The following is a 15,500-nucleotide window of genomic DNA, read 5'->3' on the forward strand; positions in this document are numbered from 1 at the left end:
CGGTGGAGCTGCATGACAAGGTCATCGGGCATTATCTGAACATAAAACACTATCAGTAAGTTGGAGTCATTACCCGTTTTTGACTTAAATAGCAATTTACCCGCCAATTCTTGTTGAACATCTATACTTTTTTTGTATTTTTATGCGATTCATTGATTTCTGCTGTACGTGCAGGAAGGAATCGCAGAGCAACAGTGAAAGAATATGGTTGCTAATGATTTTATTTGATTGATTTCTTTATTGAAAATCAACAATGTGCTTAAAAATCATTCGGGTCGGATTGCCGCGAAAGAAGTGATACACTAGCGCGTCAATATCAGTGCGGTATCAGTATTCAGGTAGCTGTTGAGCCTGGGGCGGTAGCGTGCTTTTTCTGCTTCACCTTAATCGGATAATCTCAACAAAAAGAGTTACTTGTGGATAAGCCATTTCGAAGAATTTTGCTCATTAAGATGCGTTTTCATGGGGATATGTTATTAACTACTCCCGTCATTAGTTCTCTGAAAAAAAATTACCCTGACGCAAAAATCGATGTGCTGCTTTATCAGGACACCATCCCGATCCTGTCTGAAAATCCAGAGATTAACGCGCTCTACGGCATAAAAAATAAAAAAGCAAAAGCCTCAGAAAAAATTGCCAACTTTTTTCATCTCATCAAGGTATTACGTGCCAATAAGTATGACCTTATCGTCAATCTTACCGATCAATGGATGGTTGCTATACTGGTTCGCTTATTAAATGCTCGTGTGAAAATTTCCCAGGATTATCATCATCGGCAGTCTGCTTTTTGGCGTAAAAGTTTCACCCATTTGGTGCCGTTGCAGGGTGGAAATGTGGTGGAAAGTAACTTATCCGTGCTGACACCATTGGGACTTGATTCGTTGGTGAAGCAGACAACCATGAGTTACCCGCCTGCAAGCTGGAAACGTATGCGTCGCGAACTTGATCACGCTGGTGTTGGACAAAATTATGTGGTTATCCAACCTACGGCGCGGCAAATCTTCAAATGCTGGGACAACGCCAAGTTTTCCGCTGTGATTGATGCCTTACATGCTCGTGGTTATGAAGTCGTTCTGACGTCCGGCCCAGATAAAGACGATCTGGCCTGCGTCAATGAAATTGCGCAGGGATGCCAGACGCCACCAGTAACGGCGCTGGCTGGAAAGGTGACCTTCCCGGAACTTGGTGCGTTAATCGATCATGCGCAGCTGTTTATTGGCGTTGATTCCGCACCGGCGCATATTGCCGCTGCAGTTAATACGCCGCTGATATCGCTGTTTGGCGCAACAGATCATATTTTCTGGCGTCCCTGGTCAAATAACATGATTCAATTCTGGGCGGGAGATTACCGGGAAATGCCAACGCGCGATCAGCGTGACCGAAATGAGATGTATCTTTCGGTTATTCCGGCGGCAGATGTCATTGCTGCTGTCGATAAATTACTGCCCTCCTCCACGACAGGTACGTCGTTATGATCGTTGCTTTTTGTTTATATAAATATTTTCCCTTTGGCGGTTTGCAGCGCGATTTTATGCGTATTGCTCAGACAGTCGCCGCCCGAGGTCATCATGTTCGGGTTTATACCCAGTCGTGGGAAGGCGAATGCCCTGATGTATTTGAAGTGATCAAAGTGCCGGTTAAATCGCATACCAATCACGGGCGCAATGCGGAGTATTTTGCCTGGGTGCAAAAACATTTACGCGAACATCCCGTCGATAAAGTCGTTGGATTCAACAAAATGCCGGGGCTGGACGTTTATTATGCCGCTGATGTTTGTTATGCCGAGAAAGTAGCGCAGGAAAAAGGCTTTTTCTATCGCCTGACGTCACGTTATCGCCATTATGCCGCCTTTGAGCGGGCAACCTTCGAACAGGGCAAGCCGACACAGCTGCTGATGCTGACAGATAAGCAAATCGCCGATTTCCAGAAACATTATCAGACTGAAGCGGAGCGTTTTCATATTCTGCCACCGGGGATTTATCCTGATCGTAAATATAGCCAGCAGCCAGCCAATAGCCGTGAAATCTTCCGTAAGAAGAATGGAATAACCGAACAACAATATTTATTGTTGCAGGTCGGTTCAGACTTCACGCGTAAAGGTGCCGATCGTTCCATTGAAGCACTTGCTTCGTTACCGGATTCGCTGCGCCACAACACATTGCTATATGTTGTTGGGCAGGATAAACCGCGAAAATTTGAGGCACTGGCAGAAAAACGCGGCGTGCGCAGTAATGTTCACTTCTTCTCGGGGCGCAACGATGTCTCGGAATTAATGGCGGCGGCGGATTTATTACTGCATCCTGCCTACCAGGAAGCGGCGGGAATTGTGCTGCTGGAAGCGATTACTGCAGGATTACCGGTACTAACAACTGCCGTTTGTGGCTATGCGCATTATATTGTCGACGCTAATTGCGGCGAGGCTATTGCTGAGCCATTCCGCCAGGAAACATTGAATGAGATTTTACGCAAAGCGTTAACGCAATCTTCATTGCGCCAGGCTTGGGCGGAAAATGCGCGACATTATGCTGATACACAAGATTTATACAGTCTGCCAGAGAAAGCGGCGGATATCATAACGGGTGGTCTGGATGGTTGAACTTAAAGAGCCGTTTGCCACGTTATGGCGCGGCAAAGATCCTTTTGAGGAAGTTAAAACCTTGCAGGGTGAGGTATTTCGTGAACTGGAAACTCGCCGTACTCTGCGCTTTGAAATGGCGGGAAAAAGCTATTTTCTCAAATGGCATCGCGGCACGACCCTGAAAGAGATAATCAAAAATTTACTCTCATTGCGGATGCCAGTATTAGGCGCAGACCGCGAATGGAATGCGATTCATCGACTGCGGGATGTCGGCGTTGATACTATGTATGGGGTGGCATTCGGCGAAAAAGGCATGAATCCGCTGACCAGAACCTCGTTTATTATTACCGAAGATCTGACACCAACCATCAGTCTGGAAGATTACTGTGCTGACTGGGCGACCAACCCACCAGATGTTCGCGTAAAGCGTATGCTTATTAAGCGTGTCGCGACGATGGTGCGCGATATGCATGCTGCGGGCATTAACCATCGTGACTGTTATATCTGTCATTTCCTGCTGCACTTGCCTTTTTCCGGTAAGGAAGAGGAGTTAAAAATTTCGGTAATTGACCTACACCGGGCGCAGCTTCGCACGCGCGTTCCAGGTCGTTGGCGCGATAAAGATCTTATAGGGCTTTATTTTTCTTCAATGAATATTGGCCTGACTCAGCGGGATATCTGGCGCTTTATGAAGGTGTATTTTGCCGCCCCGCTTAAAGACATTCTCAAGCAGGAACAAGGACTGCTGTCGCAAGCAGAAGCAAAAGCCACAAAAATCAGGGAAAGAACGATTCGAAAATCGTTGTAACCCGTAACTTATTTTTGCCAAAATTTTGGATACAGAATAAATATGTCTCAACTCAATGATAGTGACATCATCCTTTTTGAGTATAATTTTCATTATCAAAATATAAGATCTAAAAATACTCTTGATATAGCATTTGGTATTGACAGAAATTTTCTTTTTGGATGTGGTGTAGCCATCGCATCTATTCTATTAAACAATAGAGAAATCTCTTGTGAATTTCATATTTTCACAGATTATATCAGTGATAAAGACAAATTATATTTTTCTGATTTAGCAAAACAATATAATTCAAGAATTAATATTTATGTTATCAATTGTGATAAGCTGAAGTCATTACCAAGCACGAAAAACTGGACTTACGCAACATATTTTCGATTTATAATTGCAGATTATTTCTATCATAAACATGAAAAAATACTATATCTTGATGCAGATATTGCTTGCAAGGGTAGTATTAAAGAACTCTTAGATTATCAATTTTCTACTAATGAAATTGCCGCAGTTGTAGCTGAAAGAGATATTGAATGGTGGCAAAATCGAGCCTCGGTATTAACTACACCACAGTTAGCTTCTGGATATTTCAATGCTGGTTTTTTACTGATAAATATTGATGAGTGGAATCTAAATAACATTTCGTCAAAAGCTATTGAAATGTTGCGTGACCCAGATTGGGTAAGTAAAATCACCCACCTTGATCAAGATGTACTGAATGTATTATTGAATGGTAAAGTGAAGTTTATTTCGGAGAAATATAATACCCGATATAGTATTAACTATGAATTAAAAGACAAAGTTGATAATCCAGTCAATGATGACACCGTGTTTATACACTATGTGGGACCTACAAAACCCTGGCATGAGTGGGCTGATTATCCGGTTTCACGTAGTTTTTTGATCGCCAAAGCAGCTTCTCCGTGGAGTAAAGAAGATTTACTTAAACCTGTAAATAGCAATCAGTATCGGTATTGTGCAAAACATAAATTTAAACAAAAGCATTATATGGCAGGCATTTTTAATTATTTAAAGTATTATAAAGAAAAATGCTTCTAAAGATTTAAGGTTAAAATAATTCATTATGATATATAATAAAACGATAAATGGGTTGAAAGTTTTCATAAAAGATAATGATCCCTTTTATGAGCAAGTTCTAAATGACTTTTTAACTTGCAGGGTTAAAACATTAAAAGTTTTTCGTTCTATTGATGATACTAAAGTCATTCTTATTGACACTGCTCGTGGACCTCTTGTACTTAAAGTTTATGCGCCAAAGCATAAAATGACCGAACGTTTCTTAAAATCTTGCATAAAAAAAGATTATTATGAAAATTTAATTTATCAAACCGATCGGGTACGTGGTGAAGGCATCCAATCAATTAATGACTATTTTTTGCTAGCTGAACGTAAAACATTAAATTTCGCTCATTATTATATTATGCTCATTGAGTATATTGAAGGTGTCGGGTTAAATGAGTATTTGGAAATTTCTGAAGATCTGAAGGATCAATTATCAGAATCGATAAAAGAGTTGCATCAGCATGGAATGGTGTCTGGCGATCCTCATAAAGGAAATTTTATAGTATCCGAAAAAGGTTTAAGACTAATTGACCTTTCAGGTAAAAAAACAACCGCTGTTTTAAAAGCAAAAGATCGCATTGATCTTGAACGGCACTATAATATAAAAAATGAATTGAAAGACTTTGGCTATACATATCTTATATTCAAAAAGAAAATTAAAAAAGTAATCAGGGATGTAAAAGTCAAACTAGGATTGAAGAGCAAATAATGATTATGATGAAGGGTAATTAAATTGGATTTTAAACATCTTACTCAATTTAAAGATATAATTGAACTGGACAAGCGCCCCGTTAAACTTGATGAACGGGAAACGTTTAATGTCTCATGGGGTATTGATGAGAACTACCAGGTTGGGGCTGCGATTTCAATTGCTTCAATTCTTGAAAAGAATAAACAAAACAAATTTACCTTTCACATAATCGCTGATTACTTAGACAAAGAGTATATTGAATTATTATCACAATTAGCAACGAAGTATCAAACAGTAATTAAATTATATCATATTGATTCTGAGCCATTGAAGGCGCTACCTCAATCAAATATCTGGCCAGTATCTATTTATTATCGTTTGCTTTCATTTGATTATTTTTCTGCGCGATTGGATTCATTATTATATCTTGATGCTGATATCGTCTGTAAGGGTTCATTGAACGAGTTAATAGCATTAGAGTTTAAAGATGAATATGGGGCAGTGGTAATTGATGTAGATGCTATGCAAAGTAAAAGCGCTGAGCGTTTGTGTAATGAGGATTTTAACGGTAGCTATTTTAACTCTGGTGTAATGTATATTAATTTACGGGAATGGTTAAAACAAAGACTAACGGAAAAATTCTTTGATCTATTATCAGATGAGTCAATTATAAAAAAATTAAAGTACCCGGATCAAGATATTTTAAACTTAATGTTTCTACATCATGCTAAAATATTACCGAGAAAATATAATTGTATTTATACTATAAAGTCAGAATTTGAAGAAAAAAATAGTGAATATTACACCCGGTTTATTAATGATGACACTGTCTTCATACATTATACTGGTATAACTAAGCCATGGCATGATTGGGCGAACTACGCCTCTGCAGATTATTTTCGTAATATTTATAATATATCACCATGGAGAAATATACCTTATAAAAAAGCTGTTAAAAAACATGAGCACAAAGAAAAATATAAACACTTGCTTTACCAGAAAAAATTTCTCGATGGTGTTTTTACAGCAATTAAATATAATGTTATGAAAGGTTAATATACGAGATGGTTGATAAAATAATATTTACGGTTACTCCTATTTTTTCAATTCCTCCTCGCGGAGCGGCTGCTGTTGAAACGTGGATGTATCAGGTTGCTCAGCGTACCAATTTTCCAAATCGTATTGTTTGTATCAAAAATCCAGGATACTCAAATTACACCTTTGTTAATGATAATTGTAGTATTCATAGGGTTGGATTCAGTCGCATATATAAGCGGTTATTTCAAAAATGGACAAGACTTGATCCTCTTCCATATTCACAGAGAATATTGAATATTGCACATGATTTTCCTATAACGAAAGAAAGTGTTATTGTAGTTCATAATAGCATGAAGCTATACACTCAAATTCGTAAGCTAGCTCCTCAGGCAAGAGTGGTTATACATATGCATAATGCATTTGAACCAAAATTGCTTGAGCAAAATGTTAAAATGATAGTCCCTAGTTTATACTTGAAAAAGTATTACCAATCTTATTTAGCAAATGCAGATATTGAGATTGTACCAAATGGAATTGATTTAGAAACCTATCAATCTAATTTTCAGCCGATCACTAGAAGCGAACTTAATATCTCTCCTGAAGAGAAAATTATTTTTTATGCTGGGCGTATCGTCCCTGACAAAGGCATATTGCTGTTGATGCAATCATTCGAAAAATTGGCCGCTGCTCACAAAAATTTAAAATTAGTTGTGATTGGTGATTATACAGAAATGAGTAAAAGTGACAAAGGTGCATATCAACGCAATGTCAGGGAAATTGCAAAACGTTTGAAGGATCGTTGCATTATGTTAGGAAGCATACCGCCTGAAAAGATGTATTGTTATTACCCACTGGCAGATTTAGTCGTCATTCCTTCCCAGTTCCAGGAACCATTTTGCATGGTGGCAATTGAAGCTATGGGTGCTGGTAAGCCTGTTTTAGTGAGTACGCGTGGGGGGATGACGGAATTTGTCAAAGAAAATACTACGGGATTCCATTTAAAAGAACCTATGACTGCAGACTCCATAAGCAGCGATATTTTAAAAACGTTAGCGAATCCTGAATTAACAGCAGTTGCAAAGCAAGGTCAGGACTTTGTGTTTGATCACTACAGTTGGGATGGCGTAACTCAAAGATTCGAAGAGGTTATTCATAATTGGTTTGAATAAATAAAAAGGCCGCATTATGCAGCCTTTTTTATTTTTTACTTGTTTTTCATCGCTAATAATAAGCCGGCGTAAACGCCTAATAAATTTGGTTCAATTTGTTCTACGTTTCCACGGATAACAAAATAACCTATAAAAGATAGTAAGATTATATAATATGCATTATATGGTGAGCGATATTTATTCTTGACGCCATTTTTTATACACTCTTTCAATATTGCACAGTATAGCATCATAAGACTTACCAGCCCTAATAAACCAGTGCCAAACCAGATGAATAGCGCAAAATTATGTGGCCCTATTGATTGTCTAAAGGTCCATTCTGGATAATCAATGACACGTTTATTATAGACATCTTTATATGCAACGTTACCGTAACCATAACCAATAACAGGATTTTCTAATATTAGATCGAGTGCGCTGCCTTGAGTACCATTTGCATAGCGATAAGAACTATTAGTTTGTTGAAGTTTATACGTTAGCTTTGCGGTCATCTCCTTATGTGTGAAAATAACCGACAATGCAATGATGGAAACCATTACTCCTACTAATAGTAACTTCCATTGTTTAAACATCAGAATCCATATTAATCCAATGACTAACACGGAAAGCCAGGCCCCTCTGGATAAAGTTCCTAATATCAGAAAAATAAAAATAACGCTTAGAACCACAAAAGAAATGCGGTATTTTGCTGATTTGATAAGCCAGAGATTTAACAATGCAGGGAATAAAAAGACCATCGAGTCAGAAATGCTACGGTGTCTATAATCTGCGAATGGCATTATCCCTTGTTGATAGTCCTTATAATAGGTAATCAATTCAGAAAAACAGCGTAAGCCCAACGCACTAATAAATGAGAAGAAAACGATTTTTTCGACATCTTCTCTTTTCTCGTCTCTCAATATGACCGGTATTGCTATTGTGCATAGTAAAGTATTCTCAATAATAGCTTTGAAAACTTCCTTCATGCTAGCACCTGCATCAGGGGATTGAAGAAGTGACAGCAATGCAGCAATAGTTAATATGGCAACACTACCAAAAAGAAATGTTTTAAATAGTGAGAGATAGTGTTTTGGCCGTTTGCAGAGATAGACGATTGTCGTTATTGTCATAAGAATAACAATAAGATGTTTATACCTTGTAATCCCACCCAAAAAATAGGTGGTAATGAATAAGAATACGAGAGCTCTGTTCCAGTACGCTATCCAGTTTTTTTTCTCGAGAGAGAAAAATAATGTTGAGGTCATCTTATCTCCGATGTCAACTTATTGGTTATTATTTCAAGATTTAAATTTTGAAAAACGGTTTGAGCTGGCAAATCTGCAAGAGACATACTTGTAGAACGACACTCTACTTGATTCTTCCCATACCCACCAATTAATCCCGGATCGGTTGGTCCATAAACCGTGATATTGGGTCTATCCAGTGCCGCCGTTAAATGGCTTAACCCCGTATCCACCGACACTACAAATTTAGCCCCGGCCAGCACGCGGGCAACGCCTTCCAGACTCATCTTCGGCAATACTTCAACATAAGCAAATCCTTCCGCCAGTCGTTTCGCCCGTTCTTCCTCATGCGGCGCGCCCCACGGAAGTTTAATCCGTATTCCTGAATCAGCCAGTAAACCAATCAATTCTCGCCAGTGTTCTTCCGGCCAGTGTTTATCATCACGGGTCGTCGCATGAAGAAATACGGCATATTCGCCAGCATCTGTAGGCAGGTTCGTCAGAAAATGCTGTGCGATAGCATAATCGCCCTGGGTTTGCGGTTTGCTATAGCCCAAACTTTTGGCAAACAGTTCGCGGGTGCGTTCTACGGCGTGCTGCTGTTTTGCAATATGATGCTTACAATTGTAAAACAGGCTGGCTAAAGGTTCGCGAGCGGTTTGCCAGTCCAATCCATGCTTTACGCCATGCGCCAGACGTGTCACCAGTGCCGCGCTTTTTACCAGCCCCTGAGCGTCGATAACTGCGTCATAGTTCTCTGCTTGTAGCGCTTCACGAAACGCTTTGCGTTCAGCTTTTATGGGGGCCGAGAACCAGGCTTTACGCCAGCGACGTATTGCCACAGGAATAACTCGCTCAACGGCAGCGTGCCAGGAAGGAATCTGTGCGAACCCTTCTTCCACCACCCAGTCAAACTTAATCCCTGGGATTGCCTGCTGGGCATCAGTGAGTGCGGGCAACGTATGGAGAACATCGCCCATCGACGATGTTTTAACGATCAAAACCCGCATCCGTCAGGCTTCCTCTTGTAACAATAGCGCGTTGAGTTCTTCCAGTACGCGCTGGGGAGTAATGTCGATCAAGCTCTGGTGATAACCCTCCGCAGCGTCACCTTTACGCACTTTGTGATAGCCGGTAATCAGACGGATCACGCGCGCTTTATGGGATAGCGGCGGTGTGAAGTCCGGGCTACTTGGACCATACAGGGCAACCAGCGGACGATTGAGCGCCGCCGCAACGTGCATCAGGCCAGAATCGTTAGTGACAATGGCTTTACAGGCTGCAATCAAGATAACCGCTTGATCAAGCTGTGTTTCCCCCGCCAGGTTCCGACACCATGCCTGCTGCTCGGTATTCAAAGCGGCAAGAATCTCATTGCCCGCTTCATGATCTTTCGCAGAGCCAAACAGAACCACCTGATAACCTTCATCAATCAGCTGCTTTGCCAGTTCCGCATAGTGGTAGTGTGGCCAGCGTTTTGCCGGACCAAACTCCGCACCCGGGCAAAAGCCAATCATCGGACGTTCTGATGAAAGCGAAAATTGATTACAGGTATATGATTTTTCACCTTCGCTCACCTGCAACTGCGGCCATAACAATGGCTGCGGCAGATCTTGTGCGGTACGCATAATGCCTTTGTCATAGGCCAGCGCGACATAGCGTTCCACCATTAGCGGCCAGGCTTCTTTATCGAGCACGCGTACATCGTTGAGTAAACCGTAGCGCATCTCGCCGCGCCAGCCGGTGCGATGAGGAATACCCGCGAAGAAAGGCACTAATGCAGATTTGAAGGAGTTTGGTAAGACGTAGGCGCGGTCGTAGCGCTTTTCACGCAGGCTATGACCCAGTTTGCGGCGTTCGCCGATTTCCAGCGCTCCGTGACCGAGAGGCATAGGGATAGCTTCGTTAACTTCCGGCATCCGCGATAATAATGGACGGCACCATGCCGGTGCCATCACATCGATTATCGCCTGGGGATAGCGCGCCTGGAGCGTGCGATAGAGACTTTGCGACATCATCATGTCGCCAACCCAAGACGGGCCGATCACCAGTATTTTCATGCAGAGCTCTTATGCGTCGCGATTCAGCCAGGCCATGTATTCCGTTACACCTTCAGCAACGGTTTTGAACGGTTTGTCGTAACCCGCCGCGCGCAGATTTGTCAGATCTGCCTGAGTGAACGCCTGGTAGCGGCCTTTCAGCTTATCCGGGAACGGAATGTATTCGATCTGGCCTTTCTTGTGATAAGCCAGCGTAGCATCTGCTACTGCCTGGAAGGATTCTGCACGACCGGTGCCGAGGTTGAAGATACCGGAAACGCCATTTTCCAGGAACCACAGGTTTACATCTGCCACGTCGCCCACATAGACGAAGTCACGTTTGAAGTTCTCGCTACCTTCGAACAGCTTCGGTGATTCACCGTTATTAAGCTGGGTGTTGAGATGGAAAGCGACGCTCGCCATGCTGCCTTTATGGCCTTCACGCGGTCCATAAACGTTGAAATAGCGGAAGCCAACAATCTGCGAGTTCGCTTCTGGCAGGATTTGACGAACATATTCATCAAACAGGAATTTTGAGTAACCGTAGACATTCAACGGTTTTTCGTACTCGCGGGATTCAATAAAGTCGGAGGTGCGTCCGCCGTAGGTGGCTGCGGAAGAGGCATACAGGAACGGGATTTCGCGCTCCAGACAGTAGTGCAGCAGCTCTTTGGAGTATTGATAGTTGTTATCCATCATATACTTGCCATCCCACTCGGTGGTGGAAGAGCATGCGCCTTCGTGGAAAATCGCTTCGACATCACCGAACTCTTCGCCAGCCATAATCTGGATCAGGAAGTCTTCCTTATCCATATAGTCCGCGATATCCAGATCCACCAGGTTCACAAACTTGGTGCCGTCTTTCAGGTTGTCCACCACCAGAATATCGGTGATGCCTTTATCATTCAGGGCCTTAACGATGTTGCTGCCGATAAAGCCCGCGCCGCCGGTAACGATGATCATAACTGTAACCTTCGAATTATGGAGTCAGAGACAATCTCAGACACGAATGTCTGTAATCATACCATCACATCCGAATCCCTTCAGCCCTTTACATAGAGGTGCAAGGATGCTAATTGCAACAAACTAGTTTGGGTTTTAGCTAGTCCTTCATGGCGGATGTTGGTTTTGCATGTGAATAGTGCTTTAGTATCAATATTCCGATGTATGATAAATAACGGAATCATTTGAATGGATAATATACAGTATACATTCTGTTAATATTTATGATATAATTCTTTTTTTATATTAATGGTCTTATTAGTAATGAAATCATCCACCACAATTATCACTGCATATTTTGACATTGGTAGAGGGGATTGGACTGCTAATAAAGGGTTCCGTGAAAAACTAGCTCGTTCAGTTGATGTTTATTTTAGTTACTTTGAGCGTCTGGCCGCACTTGAAAATGAGATGATTATTTTCACTTCTCCCGATTTGAAACCAAGGATTGAAGCGATTCGCAACGGAAAACCAACAACGGTTATCGTTATCGATATAAAAAAGAAATTTAGATATATCAGAAGTCGTATCGAAAAAATTCAAAAAGATGAGTCATTTACAAATAGACTTGAGCCTCGACAATTAAAAAACCCAGAGTACTGGTCACCAGAGTATGTTTTGGTATGTAACCTTAAGGCCTATTTTGTAAATAAAGCTATCAACATGGGTTTAGTGAAAACGCCTCTTGTTGCGTGGATAGATTTTGGCTATTGCCGTAAGCCAAATGTAACTCGAGGATTGAAAATTTGGGATTTCCCATTTGATGAAAATAAGATGCATCTTTTCACTATAAAAAAAGGGCTTACTGTTACATCTCAACAACAGGCTTTTGATTTCATGATTGGCAATCATGTATATATTATTGGGGGCGCAATTGTTGGTTCACAGCATAAATGGAAAGAATTCTATAAATTAGTTCTGGAAAGTCAAAAAATAACACTAAACAATAACATTGTGGACGATGACCAGGGCATTTTTGTCATGTGCTATTACAAACGTTCCGATCTCTTCAACCTAAACTATCTGGGGAGAGGAAAATGGTTCGATTTGTTTCGCTGCTTCAGGAGTAACACTTTAGGGGCAAAAATGCAGGCGCTGAGAATTTTCCTTTCAAGAAAATAGGTTTCCCTCCATTAGTGGGTAGCGTTTTGATGCCAACTGAGATAGGAAAAATGATGCTTTGGCATCATTTTTTCTTTTTATATCAATGCAGTAAAATCACTCATCATTATGCTCAGCCAAAACTGTACAGTTTTTCTACTATCTGTAGGTGTTGAGAGACATCAAGATACACGTTATTTATCCTGAATTTTGCAGAAGTGTTAACGCATCATCTCGTCGCGACCTATAAGTTTGGGTAATATGTGCTGGAATTTGCCCTGTCTGGAGAATCGCAATGCGTGGAGAATTTTATCAGCAGTTAACCAACGATCTGGAAACCGCACGGGCGGAAGGGTTGTTTAAAGAAGAGCGCATTATTACGTCTGCGCAGCAAGCAGATATCACCGTGGCTGATGGAAGCCACGTCATTAACTTTTGTGCCAACAACTATCTCGGGCTGGCGAATCATCCGGATCTGATTGCGGCAGCAAAGGCGGGAATGGATTCTCACGGTTTCGGCATGGCTTCGGTGCGTTTTATTTGCGGCACTCAGGACAGCCATAAAGAGCTTGAACAAAAACTGGCGGCATTCCTGGGGATGGAAGATGCGATTCTCTACTCTTCCTGCTTTGATGCTAACGGTGGCCTGTTTGAAACGCTGCTGGGCGCGGAAGACGCCATTATCTCCGACGCACTGAACCACGCGTCTATTATTGATGGTGTGCGTCTGTGTAAAGCTAAACGCTATCGCTATGCCAACAACGATATGCAGGAGCTTGAAGCTCGTCTGAAAGAAGCGCGTGAAGCCGGTGCGCGTCATGTGCTGATTGCCACCGATGGTGTGTTCTCGATGGACGGCGTGATTGCCAATCTGAAGGGCGTTTGCGATCTGGCAGATAAATACGATGCCCTGGTGATGGTAGACGACTCCCACGCGGTCGGTTTTGTCGGTGAAAATGGTCGTGGTTCCCATGAATACTGCGATGTGATGGGGCGTGTCGACATCATCACCGGCACGCTCGGTAAAGCGCTGGGCGGGGCTTCTGGTGGTTATACCGCGGCGCGCAAAGAAGTGGTTGAGTGGCTGCGCCAGCGTTCTCGTCCGTACCTGTTCTCCAACTCGCTGGCACCAGCAATTGTCGCCGCTTCCATCAAAGTGCTGGAGATGGTTGAAGCGGGTAGCGAGTTGCGTGACCGTCTGTGGGCGAACGCGCGTCAGTTCCGTGAGCAAATGTCGGCGGCGGGCTTTACCCTGGCGGGAGCCGATCACGCCATTATTCCGGTCATGCTTGGTGATGCGGTAGTGGCGCAGAAATTTGCCCGAGAGCTGCAAAAAGAGGGCATTTACGTCACCGGTTTCTTCTATCCGGTCGTTCCGAAAGGTCAGGCGCGTATTCGTACCCAGATGTCTGCGGCGCATACCCCTGAGCAAATTACGCGTGCAGTAGAAGCATTCACGCGTATTGGTAAACAACTGGGCGTTATCGCCTGAGGATGTGAGATGAAAGCGTTATCCAAACTGAAAGCGGAAGAGGGCATCTGGATGACCGACGTCCCTGTACCGGAACTCGGGCATAACGATCTGCTGATTAAAATCCGTAAAACAGCCATCTGCGGGACTGACGTTCACATCTATAACTGGGATGAGTGGTCGCAAAAAACCATCCCGGTGCCGATGGTCGTGGGCCATGAATATGTCGGTGAAGTGGTAGGTATTGGTCAGGAAGTGAAAGGCTTCAAAATCGGCGATCGCGTTTCTGGCGAAGGCCATATCACCTGCGGTCACTGTCGCAACTGTCGTGGCGGTCGTACCCATCTGTGCCGCAACACCATTGGTGTCGGTGTTAACCGTCCGGGCTGCTTCGCCGAATATCTGGTGATTCCGGCGTTCAACGCTTTCAAAATCCCCGACAATATCTCCGACGACCTGGCTTCCATTTTTGATCCCTTCGGTAACGCCGTGCATACCGCGCTGTCGTTCGATCTGGTGGGCGAAGATGTGCTGGTTTCTGGTGCAGGTCCGATAGGTATTATGGCTGCGGCGGTGGCGAAACACGTTGGTGCACGCAATGTGGTGATCACCGATGTTAACGAATACCGCCTTGAGCTGGCGCGCAAAATGGGTATCACCCGTGCGGTTAACGTCGCGAAAGAAAACCTTAATGATGTGATGGCTGAACTGGGCATGACCGAAGGCTTTGATGTCGGTCTGGAAATGTCCGGCGCGCCGCCAGCGTTTCGTACCATGCTCGATACCATGAACCACGGCGGTCGTATTGCGATGCTGGGTATTCCACCGTCTGATATGTCTATCGACTGGACCAAAGTGATCTTTAAAGGCTTGTTCATTAAAGGCATTTACGGTCGTGAGATGTTTGAAACCTGGTACAAGATGGCGGCGCTGATTCAGTCTGGCCTCGATCTCTCGCCGATCATTACCCATCGTTTCTCTATCGATGATTTCCAGAAGGGCTTTGACGCTATGCGTTCGGGCCAGTCCGGGAAAGTTATTCTGAGCTGGGATTAACACGAACAAGGGCTGGTATTCCAGCCCTTTTATCTGAGGATAATCTGTTAATTATGTAAAATCCTGTCAGTGTAATAAAGAGTTCGTAATTGCGCTGATCTTTTATATAGCTGTTCTCATTATCTCTCTACCCTGAAGTGACTCTCTCACCTGTAAAAATAATATCTCACAGGCGGTAATGCTGCCAACTTACTGATTTAGTGTATGATGGTGATTTTAAGGTGCTTGCGTGGCTTCCATTTCCATCAGA

15 protein-coding genes are annotated in these 15,500 nt (G+C 43.0%); 11 read left to right on the plus strand and 4 right to left on the minus strand.

From position 1 onward, the window contains the following. The first annotated feature begins 2 nt into the window (after positions 1-2). The 8 genes from ABZJ92_RS16365 (at position 3) to ABZJ92_RS16400 (ending at position 7,358) form a co-directional block, all read left to right on the plus strand. A complete protein-coding gene (locus ABZJ92_RS16365) occupies positions 3-59 on the plus strand; it encodes an IS1 family transposase (protein ID WP_003032489.1) in 57 nt (18 codons plus the stop codon). A gap of 357 nt (positions 60-416) precedes the next feature. Continuing rightward, positions 417-1,475 carry a lipopolysaccharide core heptosyltransferase RfaQ gene (gene rfaQ / locus ABZJ92_RS16370; protein WP_000360402.1) on the plus strand — a complete coding sequence of 353 codons (1,059 nt, stop codon included), beginning with the start codon at positions 417-419 and terminating at the stop codon, positions 1,473-1,475. Next, on the plus strand, positions 1,472-2,596 hold the full coding sequence (locus ABZJ92_RS16375; protein WP_000634267.1) for a glycosyltransferase family 4 protein: 1,125 nt from the start codon (positions 1,472-1,474) through the stop codon (positions 2,594-2,596). The genes rfaQ and ABZJ92_RS16375 overlap by 4 nt, the downstream gene beginning before the upstream one ends. Beyond that, positions 2,589-3,386 (plus strand): lipopolysaccharide core heptose(I) kinase RfaP, encoded by a 798-nt coding sequence (gene rfaP / locus ABZJ92_RS16380; protein WP_005052194.1) that lies wholly within the window; start codon positions 2,589-2,591, stop codon positions 3,384-3,386. The genes ABZJ92_RS16375 and rfaP overlap by 8 nt, the downstream gene beginning before the upstream one ends. Positions 3,387-3,428: 42 nt before the next feature. Continuing rightward, a complete protein-coding gene (waaO, locus tag ABZJ92_RS16385; RefSeq protein WP_000080627.1) occupies positions 3,429-4,436 on the plus strand; it encodes a lipopolysaccharide 3-alpha-galactosyltransferase in 1,008 nt (335 codons plus the stop codon). 25 nt (positions 4,437-4,461) lie between these two features. Continuing rightward, positions 4,462-5,169 (plus strand): lipopolysaccharide core heptose(II) kinase RfaY, encoded by a 708-nt coding sequence (gene rfaY / locus ABZJ92_RS16390; RefSeq protein ID WP_000639946.1) that lies wholly within the window; start codon positions 4,462-4,464, stop codon positions 5,167-5,169. 24 nt (positions 5,170-5,193) lie between these two features. Next, positions 5,194-6,207: a UDP-glucose--(galactosyl) LPS alpha1,2-glucosyltransferase gene (locus ABZJ92_RS16395; protein ID WP_000346002.1), complete on the plus strand. Its 1,014-nt coding sequence runs from the start codon at positions 5,194-5,196 to the stop codon at positions 6,205-6,207. An 8-nt stretch (positions 6,208-6,215) separates the two neighbouring features. Next, on the plus strand, positions 6,216-7,358 hold the full coding sequence (locus ABZJ92_RS16400) for a lipopolysaccharide N-acetylglucosaminyltransferase (protein ID WP_000227804.1): 1,143 nt from the start codon (positions 6,216-6,218) through the stop codon (positions 7,356-7,358). A gap of 35 nt (positions 7,359-7,393) precedes the next feature. On the opposite strand, the gene rfaL is transcribed toward ABZJ92_RS16400, so the two are convergent. Genes rfaL through rfaD form a run of 4 tightly spaced genes read right to left on the minus strand, consistent with a single transcriptional unit; the run spans position 7,394 to position 11,583 of the window. Beyond that, positions 7,394-8,602, minus strand: a complete 1,209-nt coding sequence (gene rfaL, locus ABZJ92_RS16405) for an O-antigen ligase RfaL (RefSeq protein ID WP_000204753.1) — start codon at positions 8,600-8,602, stop codon at positions 7,394-7,396. Further along, positions 8,599-9,591, minus strand: coding sequence for a lipopolysaccharide heptosyltransferase RfaC (gene rfaC, locus ABZJ92_RS16410; RefSeq protein ID WP_001264565.1), 993 nt, complete (start codon positions 9,589-9,591; stop codon positions 8,599-8,601). Before rfaC ends, rfaL begins: the two co-directional genes overlap by 4 nt. Positions 9,592-9,594: 3 nt before the next feature. Then, the gene (rfaF, locus tag ABZJ92_RS16415) at positions 9,595-10,641 is read right to left on the minus strand and encodes an ADP-heptose--LPS heptosyltransferase RfaF (RefSeq protein WP_000699228.1); all 1,047 of its coding nucleotides are present in this window, start codon (positions 10,639-10,641) and stop codon (positions 9,595-9,597) included. Positions 10,642-10,650: 9 nt separating this feature from the next. Then, a complete protein-coding gene (rfaD, locus tag ABZJ92_RS16420; protein ID WP_000587750.1) occupies positions 10,651-11,583 on the minus strand; it encodes an ADP-glyceromanno-heptose 6-epimerase in 933 nt (310 codons plus the stop codon). 303 nt (positions 11,584-11,886) lie between these two features. On the opposite strand from rfaD, the gene yibB reads away from it, so the two are divergent. The 3 genes from yibB to tdh all read left to right on the plus strand — a co-directional run bounded on the left by yibB (position 11,887) and on the right by tdh (position 15,250). Continuing rightward, positions 11,887-12,744, plus strand: a complete 858-nt coding sequence (yibB, locus tag ABZJ92_RS16425; RefSeq protein WP_000842816.1) for a protein YibB — start codon at positions 11,887-11,889, stop codon at positions 12,742-12,744. Positions 12,745-13,018: 274 nt separating this feature from the next. Beyond that, positions 13,019-14,215 (plus strand): glycine C-acetyltransferase, encoded by a 1,197-nt coding sequence (gene kbl, locus ABZJ92_RS16430; protein WP_001213834.1) that lies wholly within the window; start codon positions 13,019-13,021, stop codon positions 14,213-14,215. A gap of 9 nt (positions 14,216-14,224) precedes the next feature. After that, on the plus strand, positions 14,225-15,250 hold the full coding sequence (gene tdh, locus ABZJ92_RS16435) for an L-threonine 3-dehydrogenase (RefSeq protein ID WP_000646014.1): 1,026 nt from the start codon (positions 14,225-14,227) through the stop codon (positions 15,248-15,250). Positions 15,251-15,500: the final 250 nt, after the last annotated feature.

The sequence above is a fragment of the Shigella sp. FJ200513 genome (genome assembly GCF_040495915.1).
Classification (GTDB): domain Bacteria; phylum Pseudomonadota; class Gammaproteobacteria; order Enterobacterales; family Enterobacteriaceae; genus ECMA0423.